Origin of the sequence: Myxococcus xanthus (genome assembly GCF_013116825.1) — a bacterium.
GTDB classification, from domain to species: Bacteria; Myxococcota; Myxococcia; order Myxococcales; family Myxococcaceae; genus Myxococcus; species Myxococcus xanthus_B.
The window spans coordinates 20323-27701 of sequence record NZ_JABFNS010000125.1; the positions used below are offsets into that span (position 1 = coordinate 20323).

A 7379-nucleotide genomic window follows, 5' to 3' on the forward strand; every position below is an offset into this window, starting at 1 on the left:
GGATGCGCGGACTACTTGCGCGCGGCCTGCTCGGCGGCCAGCTTCTCCTTGTACGCCGCCATCAGGGCCTCGGACTCGTTCCGGGGCACCGGCGTGTAGCGGGAGAACTCCATCGTGTACTCGCCCTTGCCCTGGGTGGCGGAGCGCAGGTCCGTGGAGTAGCCGAACATGGTGTTCAGCGGCACCTCGGCCACCGCCGTGACGTAACCATCGGCCGACTCGGTGGAGATGATGGTGCCACGGCGCTGGTTCAGCTGACCCACGACGGAGCCCTGGAAGTCCTCGGGAGCCTGGACCTCCACCTTCATCATCGGCTCGAGGATGATGGGCTTGGCGGCGGCATAGCCCTCACGGAAGCCCATGATGGCGGCCGTCTTGAACGCCATTTCGGACGAGTCCACCGCGTGGAAGGCGCCGTCGTTGATGACCACGCGGACACCGACCACGGGGAAGCCGATGAGGCTGCCCTTCTTCACGGCCTCGGTGAAGCCCTTGTCGCAGGCCGGGATGAACTCGCGGGGGATGGTGCCGCCCACGATGTCGTCCACGAACTCGTACTGCTGCACCGCGTCCGAGGGCAGCGGCTCGATGTAGCCGCACACGCGCGCGAACTGGCCGGAGCCGCCCGTCTGCTTCTTGTGCGTGTACGCGAACTCGCCCTTCTGGCTGATGGTCTCCCGGTACGCCACCTGCGGCTTGCCGGCCTGGACCTCGCAGTTGTACTCGCGCTTCATGCGCTCGATGTAGATCTCCAGGTGGAGCTCACCCATGCCGCGGATGATGGTCTGCCCGGACTCCTCATCGCGGTGCACGCGGAAGGTGGGGTCCTCCTTGGTGAAGCGGTTGAGCGCCTTGGAGAAGTTGGCCAGCGTGGAGCGGTCCTTCGGGGCCACGGCGAGCGAAATCACGGCGTCCGGGACGTGCATGGACGTCATCGTGTAGTTCACCGCGCCATCGGTGAACGTGTCGCCGGACGCGCACTCGATGCCGAACAGCGCAACGATGTCACCCGCGGTGGCCTCGTTGATGTCGTTCATCTGGCTGGAGTGCATGCGGACGATGCGCGGAACCTTGACCTTCTTCTGGTTCGACTGGTTGATGATGAAGTCGCCCTTCGTCACCCGGCCCTGGTAGATGCGCATGTACGTCAGCTGCCCGTAGCGGCCGTCCTCGAGCTTGAACGCGAGGCCAACGAAGGGCTTCTCCGGGTCGGAGTCGAGGATGACCTTCGCCTCGTTGTTCTTCTGGTCCAGCGCCTCGTTGGTCGCCTCTTTGGGGTTGGGCAGGAACGCGCAGACGGCGTTCAGGAGCAGCTGCACACCCTTGTTCTTGTACGCGGAGCCGCACATGACCGGCGTCATCTTCAGGCCGATGGTGGCCCGGCGGACGGCGGCGATCAGCGCCTCGTTGGAGATGGGCTCGTCGGCGAGGAACAGCTCGCCGAGCTGGTCGTCGACCTCGGCCACGCCCTCGATCATCTGCTGGCGGCGCGTCTTGGCCTCCTCGAGCAGCTCCGCCGGGATCTCCTCTTCACGGATGTTCTCGCCGCTCTCGCCATCGAAATAGAACGCCTTCATTTCGATGAGGTTGATCAGACCCTTGAGGCGGTCCTCGGCGCCGATGGGCATCTGCATCTTCACCGGGTGGTGGTTCAGCTTCTCCTTCAGCTGGGCGGCCACGCGGTCATAGTTCGCGCCGGTGCGGTCCATCTTGTTGACGAACGCGATGCGCGGGACGCGGTAGCGCTTCATCTGGCGGTCCACGGTGATGGACTGAGACTGCACGCCAGCGACCGAGCAGAGGACCAGGATGGCGCCGTCGAGCACGCGGAGCGAGCGCTCCACCTCGATGGTGAAGTCCACGTGTCCCGGGGTGTCGATGAGGTTGATGTTGTACTCGCCCCACATCGCGAACGTGGCGGCGGACTGGATGGTGATGCCCTTCTCACGCTCCAGGTCCATGTTGTCCATGATCGCGCCCACGCCGTCCTTGCCGCGGACCTCGTGGATCTCGTGAATCCGACCCGTGTAGAACAGGATACGCTCAGAGAGCGTCGTCTTGCCCGAGTCGATGTGGGCGGAGATACCGATATTTCGAATCTTCTCGATGGGTGCGTTGGCGGCCACGATCCGGTCCTTCTTCTCTTGAAAGTGCCTGACGGAACAGAGCAGGCGGGGCCTCTACTTCCCACAGGACGTAGTTTCCAGCCAAATCCGCATGGAAATTGACCCACCCGGGCCTACCTCTACCTACTCAATGCCGTTCTCAGTTGGGGTTTTCTAACGATGAGCGCGACAAAAAACTTCTCCCTCGCCCGAGCCTGGCTGGACGCTTTCAACGCCTATGACGTGGACGCGCTGGTGGCGCTCTATGCCGAGGACGCCACCCACACGTCCCCCAAGATCCGGGTGCTGCACCCGGAGACAGGCGGGCGGCTGGTGGGGCGGCAGGCCCTGTCCTCGTGGTGGAAGGCGGCCAACGCCCGGTTGCCGGGGCTGCGGTATGAGCTGCTGGCCCTCACCGCGGACGAGGACCGGGTGTTCATGGAGTACCTGCGCCATGCGCCGGGGGAGGCCCCCATGCCGGTGGCGGAGGTCTTCGAGGTGCGCGACGGCCGGATTGTCGCCTCGCGGGTGTACCACGGCTGAAGTCCCCCACCTTTCGTGAAGTGGGCTAGCGTGGCCGCCAATGGCGAAGAACTCGAACCCGGGCGAATTCGACAGGGACTTCGGTTACCTGATGCCGTTCCTGGACCGCGTGGCGGCGGCCGCCGCTGATCTGGAGGATGCGTCCGCGCGCGCGGAGCTCACCCGGCTGATGGTGGAGGAGAAGGCGCGCTGGCAGCGCATCCAGGAGCTGCTCGGTGGAGCGGGGGGCCGCGGCGCCGCCGCGCCCACGCCGGCCCGGGAAGCGCCCGTCGAGGCACCCCGGCTGGCGCGGGGCTCGGCGGACGAACTGCACGAAGCGGCCCCTTTCGCCACGGGCCTCACGGTGGGCAGCCTCAGGGGCAGCCGCTGAGCTGGTCCAACGCGTCGAAGGTGGCCGCCTTGTAGGCCTCCGACAGCGTCGGGTAGTTGAAGCACGTCTCCACGAAGAGCCGGGCCGTGGAGCCGGTGAGCAGGGCGGTGAGGCCCACGTGCACCAGCTCGGAGGCATGAGGCCCCATGACGTGCACGCCCAGCAGCTTGAGGCTCTCCCGGTGGAAGAGCAGCTTCAGCAGTCCGTGCGTGTCTCCCAGAATCTGTCCGCGCGGGTTGGTGGCGAAGGCGGCGCGGCCGGCCACGTAGGGCACGCTCAGCTTGCGCAGGGCCTCCTCCGTCTCGCCGGCCATCGACACTTCGGGGATGGTGTAGATGCCGTAGGGCAGCACCGGCGCCATGGTGCGCACGCCGCCCAGGTCGAACGCGTGCTCCACGGCGATGCGCGCCTGGTCCATGGACGTGGAGGCCAGCGCCGGGAATCCGATGACGTCCCCCACGGCATAGATGTGGGGCAGGGCCGTCTGGTACGTGGGGCCCACCTCCACCTGTCCGCGCGGGCCCACCTTCACGCCCAGGGCCTCCAGCCCCAGGCCCGCCGTGTTGGCGGTGCGGCCGGAGGCGACCAGGAGCTGATCCGTCTCCAGCACGGCGCCGGAGGAGAGCGTCATCCGGATGGGGGCGTCCATGCCTCGCGTCACGTCCACCTGCTCCACCACCTGGCCGAAGCGCCGCTGGATGCCGAGCGCTTCCATGCGCTGGCCCAGCAGCGCGGAGATTTCATCGTCCAGGAAGGGCAATAGCTCCGCGCGCGCCTCCACCAGCGTCACGGGGATGTCCATGGCGGCGAACATGCAGGCGTACTCACAGCCGATGACGCCGGCGCCCACCACCACCAGCGAGCGCGGCAGCCTTTCGAGCTCCAGCACCTCGTCCGAGTCGTGGATGCGCGGGTCCTCGAAGGGGTACAGCGGTGGCCGGTACGGCGATGAGCCGGTGGCCACCAGGATGGTGCCGCCGGTGAGGCGCCGCTCCGGGGCGTCCTGGCGCCGCACGACGACGGTGTTCGCGTCCACGAGCGTGCCGGTGCCCTGGATGATCTCCACCTTGTGACGCTGGAGGTTGCGGGCGATGCGCTCGCGCTCGATGTCCTTCACCCGCCGTTCGCGGAAGAGGAAGTCGGACACCGTGGCCTCGTGCCGCAGCGTCGTCTCCACGCTGTACAGCCCGCGCGCCCGGAAGCCGGACAGGTGCAGCGCCGTCTCGCGCAGCGTCTTGGAGGGAAGGGTGCCCGTGTTCGCCGCGGTACCGCCCAGCACCGGCTCCCGCTCCACCACCGCCACGCGCTTGCCCGCGAGCGCCGCCTGAACCGCGCCCCACTCACCCGCCGGGCCGGAGCCAATCACCACCAGGTCGAAGTCCGCCATGGAGGCGAAGGTACGCGACCCCGCCGGTCGTTTGAAGCCGATGCAAGCGGCTACGGGGCCGAGGGCGCGCGCCCCTGGTAGCGAAGCCCCTCGCGGACCTCATCGTCCGTCAGCAGCCGGAAGGTGCCTTCGGGGATGCCGTCCAGGTCCACGCCGCCCACGGCCTCGCGGTGCAGCGCGCGCACGGGCAGGCCCACGGCGCCGAGCATCCGCTTCACCTGGTGGTGCCGGCCTTCCGTGAGCGTCACCTCCACCGTGTGCTCGTCCCGCACGTTCACCTTCGCGGGACGGGCGGGGCCATCATCCAACGTCATGCCCCGGCGCAGGGGCTCCACCCGCTCGTCGCTCGCGGTGCTGAAGACGGTGGCCACGTACCGCTTGGGCAGGCGCGCGTCCGGGGACGTCGCGTGGGCCACCAGCTTGTCGTCGTTGGTGAAGAGCAGCAGGCCCGTGGAGTCCACGTCCAGGCGGCCCACGGCGTGCCACGTGTATCCAGCCAGCTCCGGTGGGAGCTGGGGCAGCAGCGCCTCGAAGACGGTGCCGGTGCGGTGCTGCCGCTCCGTGGAGGACAGCAGGCCCGCGGGCTTGTGGAAGGCCAGCACCCGCGTGGGCGGGGCCTCCAGGGGCACGACGAGGCCGTCCACCTTCACGGTGGCGCCCGGCGGCACGGGCGTCAGCGCCATCTTCGCCACGCGGCCGTTGATGCTGACGCGGCCGGCGCGGATGGCGTCCTCCGCTTCCTTCTGGGGAAAGACGCCCGCGCGGGCCAGCGCGCGCGACAGCCAGTCCGGCTTCTCCTTGCCCTCCCAGCGTTTGTGTTGCGGCGGCGGCTTCGGCTTGTCGGGCTTGCGAGGCATGGGCGCGGCACTGTACCCGGCCGGGCCTCGGGCGGGGGCGGGAGTTGAACGGGCTCTGGAGGCGCTGTCGCGCTGAAGCCGCCTGAACGGGGGACGCCCGGCCGGACGGTCCGTGTCCACGCGGCCGGCGTGGCCCTTCGGGAGCGCGGGCAGGAACGTGCGTCGGTGGACACCTTCCGAACATGCGCACCCGGATTCCATACCTGACGCTCCTGGTCCCCGTACTCGCGCTCGCCCAGTCACGGGCGCGGGCGCCCATCGGCGGGGAGCCCGTGCCCACCCAATCCACGTGGCTGTGGGTCCTGCTGCTGGTCGTGGCCGCCGCTGTCCTCGCCTGGGGCGCGGTGCGCATGGCGGGGCGCAAGGGGCCGCCGACGTCCGGGTCCGGGGGGATTGGCGTGGGGAAGGGGACGGGGCTGCCCCAGAAGCCGCGCTCCGTCTAGGGCGCGGGCTGACGCTTGCGGAGGCTGTGCAGCGCGGCCAGCCACAAGCGGGCTTCCTTCCGCGTCAACCGTGAGCGCCGCAGCGGTGCGAACAGGTCCCGCACCGCCGTGCGGCCCGGCCGGGCGTCCACGAGGAAGCCTCCCGTCGTGAGGACGGATTCCAGCGTGGACTCCACCTGCGCGAGCTCCGCGTCCGTGGCCGCCGCGGGCAGCGGGCCGGGCGGCGTTGCGGCGGCCTCCAGCATCGCCACGCGGACCTCGTAGGCGTACAGCAGCACGGCTTGCGCCAGGTTGATGGAGGGCTGTTCGGGCGCGGTCGGCACGGCGGACAGGTCGTGCACGCGCTCCACCTCCGCGTTGGTGAGGCCACTGCGCTCGTCACCGAAGACGAGCGCCACGGGCCCTTGGGGCGCCCGGGCCACCAGCTCCTCACCCACCGCGCGCGGGGGGAGCCGGCGCTTGCCTTCGACCTTGCGCGAGCTGGTCCCCACCACCCAGACACAGTCCGCCACGGCCTCTTCCAGCGTGTCCGCGCGCCGTGCCGCGTCCAGCACGTCCCCGGCGTGGACGGCGAGCCTTCGCGCCGGCTCCAAGTCCTCCACCTCCGGGCGGACCCAGACCCAGTCGGACAGACCGCAGTTCTTCAAGGCTCGGGCGGCGGCGCCCAGGTTTTCCGCGTTGCGGGGGCGCATGAGGACGAATCGGACGGGCAGCACCATGCGCGAGGCACATTAGCGTTTTCTCGCAGCCCGAGGACCGCGGATGGAGGTCCCGCCGCGTCGCGGACTCCGCTAGCCTGGGGGCCTCGAAAGTCATCGCAGGCGCCCTGGAGCCACGGACGGTGTGGCTCCCTGGACACCCTGCGGGTCCGCTGACGCGCGGGGGACGCGTCAGAGCCGCGGGCGCCTGACCACAGCCCTCTCTTCCTCGGCGTGTCCTCGTCCGGCACGCCTTGTGAAGAACACGCGTCATCTTCTGGAGGAATCATGGGTTCGCAGTCCGTCGTCACGCAGCGGCCATCGTGGGCGAAACGCTCGCGCTGGCTCCTCGCGGCCATGTGGGTGAGCGCCACGCTCGCAGGCTGCAAGAAGGAACAGGAGTCCACCGAGCCGCCCGCGACGCAGCCCCAGGCGCCCGTCGCCGCGCAGGCGGCGGACGCGGGGACGGCCGTGGCGCAGGCGCCGACGCCCCCCGCGCCCGAGCTGCTGACGCCCGTCGTCCGCGCGGTCTCCACCAGCGACGTGCTGCCGCAGGACATCGTCATCGAGTTCCCGCGGGAGGTGCGCCCCAGCGATGGCTCGGTGTTGAAGGACACCGTCGTGACCATCACGCCGGAGGTGCCGGGCAGCCTCTCCTGGTCCTCCCCGTCCACGTTGACCTTCAAGCCGTCGGGCGCGGGCTTCGCCTTCGACACGAAGTACGCCGTCTCGCTGGCGTCGGTCGGGCTGGATTCGGGCGTGGTGAAGCCGCCCGCGGTAGGGGACTGGTCACACACGTTCACCACGCCGCCCTTCCAGTTCGTCCGGATGGTGCCGCGTCAGCTCGACACGGTGAAGGGCCGCGTGGAGGTGGAGGTCGTCTTCTCCGGTCCCGTGGATATCGCCGCGGTGCGACCGCCGGAGGGCACCACGGCGATGTGATGCTGGTGGCACAGGGCCAGCAGCCGGGCGACCT

The 7379-nt window shown here is 69.5% G+C and carries 8 protein-coding genes; 4 read left to right on the forward strand and 4 right to left on the reverse strand.

Annotated elements, in window-relative coordinates:
* Positions 1 to 11: 11 nt before the first annotated feature.
* Positions 12 to 2126, reverse strand: a complete 2115-nt coding sequence (fusA, locus tag HNV26_RS29055) for an elongation factor G (protein ID WP_171443683.1) — start codon at positions 2124 to 2126, stop codon at positions 12 to 14.
* 159 nt (positions 2127 to 2285) lie between these two features.
* Between fusA and HNV26_RS29060 the strand changes: the two genes are divergently transcribed.
* Entirely contained in the window at positions 2286 to 2648 is a 363-nt protein-coding gene (locus HNV26_RS29060; protein ID WP_171443684.1) for a nuclear transport factor 2 family protein, read from the forward strand.
* Between the two features lie 40 nt (positions 2649 to 2688).
* A complete protein-coding gene (gene encD, locus HNV26_RS29065; RefSeq protein WP_171443685.1) occupies positions 2689 to 3018 on the forward strand; it encodes an encapsulin nanocompartment cargo protein EncD in 330 nt (109 codons plus the stop codon).
* On the opposite strand, the gene sthA is transcribed toward encD, so the two are convergent.
* Together sthA and HNV26_RS29075 are read right to left on the reverse strand one after the other, a co-directional pair.
* The gene (sthA, locus tag HNV26_RS29070; RefSeq protein ID WP_171443686.1) at positions 3002 to 4405 is read right to left on the reverse strand and encodes a Si-specific NAD(P)(+) transhydrogenase; all 1404 of its coding nucleotides are present in this window, start codon (positions 4403 to 4405) and stop codon (positions 3002 to 3004) included. The genes encD and sthA overlap by 17 nt on opposite strands.
* Before the next feature lie 50 nt (positions 4406 to 4455).
* Entirely contained in the window at positions 4456 to 5262 is an 807-nt protein-coding gene (locus tag HNV26_RS29075; RefSeq protein WP_171443687.1) for a pseudouridine synthase, read from the reverse strand.
* A gap of 182 nt (positions 5263 to 5444) precedes the next feature.
* Between HNV26_RS29075 and HNV26_RS29080 the strand changes: the two genes are divergently transcribed.
* Complete coding sequence (locus tag HNV26_RS29080) at positions 5445 to 5705, forward strand: hypothetical protein (RefSeq protein ID WP_171452913.1); 261 nt, start codon at positions 5445 to 5447, stop codon at positions 5703 to 5705.
* Here HNV26_RS29080 and HNV26_RS29085 read toward each other — a convergent pair.
* On the reverse strand, positions 5702 to 6424 hold the full coding sequence (locus tag HNV26_RS29085; protein WP_171442877.1) for an RNA methyltransferase: 723 nt from the start codon (positions 6422 to 6424) through the stop codon (positions 5702 to 5704). The two genes, HNV26_RS29080 and HNV26_RS29085, sit on opposite strands and share 4 nt — an antisense overlap.
* A gap of 267 nt (positions 6425 to 6691) precedes the next feature.
* On the opposite strand from HNV26_RS29085, the gene HNV26_RS29090 reads away from it, so the two are divergent.
* On the forward strand, positions 6692 to 7345 hold the full coding sequence (locus HNV26_RS29090) for a hypothetical protein (protein ID WP_253817163.1): 654 nt from the start codon (positions 6692 to 6694) through the stop codon (positions 7343 to 7345).
* The last annotated feature ends 34 nt before the right edge of the window (positions 7346 to 7379 follow it).

Bases quoted from the DNA above. Each gene is read 5' to 3' on its own strand.
- encD (WP_171443685.1), top strand. From the start codon at position 2,689: ATGGCGAAGAACTCGAACCCGGGCGAATTCGACAGGGACTTCGGTTAC.
- HNV26_RS29090 (WP_253817163.1), top strand. From the start codon at position 6,692: ATGGGTTCGCAGTCCGTCGTCACGCAGCGGCCATCGTGGGCGAAACGC.
- HNV26_RS29060 (WP_171443684.1), top strand. From the start codon at position 2,286: ATGAGCGCGACAAAAAACTTCTCCCTCGCCCGAGCCTGGCTGGACGCT.
- HNV26_RS29080 (WP_171452913.1), top strand. From the start codon at position 5,445: ATGCGCACCCGGATTCCATACCTGACGCTCCTGGTCCCCGTACTCGCG.
- sthA (WP_171443686.1), bottom strand. From the start codon at position 4,405: ATGGCGGACTTCGACCTGGTGGTGATTGGCTCCGGCCCGGCGGGTGAG.
- HNV26_RS29085 (WP_171442877.1), bottom strand. From the start codon at position 6,424: ATGGTGCTGCCCGTCCGATTCGTCCTCATGCGCCCCCGCAACGCGGAA.
- HNV26_RS29075 (WP_171443687.1), bottom strand. From the start codon at position 5,262: ATGCCTCGCAAGCCCGACAAGCCGAAGCCGCCGCCGCAACACAAACGC.